Source organism: Geobacillus proteiniphilus (assembly GCF_001908025.1).
Taxonomy (GTDB): Bacteria; Bacillota; Bacilli; order Bacillales; family Anoxybacillaceae; genus Geobacillus; species Geobacillus proteiniphilus.
The window spans coordinates 1-1110 of record NZ_MQMG01000125.1 but is presented as its reverse complement, the minus strand read 5'-3'; the positions used below and the strand labels follow the sequence as shown (position 1 = coordinate 1110).

Below are 1110 nucleotides of genomic sequence, written 5' to 3'. Positions count from 1 at the left end.
TCGCGTGTATCGCTATGAGGGGGCCATCCATGGCCTCGATGACGCGGTGGTGCTGCTGGCTTGGAAGGCGGATCAGCCGATGGCGCCGGAACATCTTCATTGCATCTTGAGCACCGACCGGGAACTCGGGGACGAAGACATCTTGCGTTACTACGCCCAGCGCTGGACGATCGAGTGCTTTTTCCGGCAGGCGAAAGATCAACTGAAGCTGGATGGATACCGAGTTCGCCACATTCGGGCGGTGAAACGGTATTGGGCGGTGGTGCTGCTCTCCTGCGTGTATAGCATCGCCGAATCCCAGCAAGACCTCTCCGCCGGATTGGAGCTTCTTCGATCGCGGAAAGGCCATAGCGTCATAGAGTTCATTTATGACGCCGCAAAGCAAGATATTCCCATTGATGTGATCAAAAAACAGCTCCATGTCGCCTAAGGGGGACCCTGTTTGTCTCTTAAAGCATGGAAATTATTGTAATGAAAAATGCTCATCTACAGTGATTGAAAGACAAATTGGTATTCACATGAACACCCCCTCCCAAAATGATAATCTTTTTGGAAATATCCTGAATCCAAGCCTTACCCCCCTCTCAGATCAGACCATAGAAAACAAAGTTGCTATCATGGAATTAACTCCTTTGCCTATCCAACTCAAAAGTGTATGAGACAATTGTATGATAACCGTTCATAAAAAAGCAATTGAGTCATTAACGTTTCCTGATTTTTTTAGAGGAAATTTACAGTGAGATCATTTCGTCTGTGGATATAACCTTGGAGACACAAGACAGCAAATAAAAACAGCTGCCCTTCGTCTTCAGGCAGCTGTTTCTCACAGACGGCCAAGCTATCCCCAGCAGGCCGCAATTGGCATGGGCCTACGCCAACTGCAGCGCAAAGTGGCCATTCAACCCGAGCGCTTCGGCTGTGGACGCTTGCACTTGCCGCAAAAGCGGTTCGTTTTTCATCAGTGATTCGCCGTAGGACGGAATCATTTCTTTCACTTTCGGCTCCCATTCTTTCATCCGTTCCGGGAAGCATTTCTCAATCACTTCTAACATCACATGAACCGCCGTCGATGCGCCTGGCGAAGCGCCGAGCAACGCCGCGATCGAGCCA

At 49.6% G+C, this 1110-nt stretch carries 2 protein-coding genes; one reads left to right on the top strand and one right to left on the bottom strand.

Annotation, left to right across the window (positions count from 1 at the left end):
• Positions 1–430: transposase (locus tag BRO54_RS18820; protein ID WP_139268104.1), on the top strand; the 430-nt coding region annotated here is incomplete at its 5' end.
• Positions 431–869: 439 nt separating this feature from the next.
• On the opposite strand, the gene BRO54_RS18815 is transcribed toward BRO54_RS18820, so the two are convergent.
• Positions 870–1110, bottom strand: a 241-nt coding sequence (locus BRO54_RS18815) for a malate:quinone oxidoreductase (RefSeq protein ID WP_139268102.1), incomplete at its 5' end; no start/stop codon positions are given.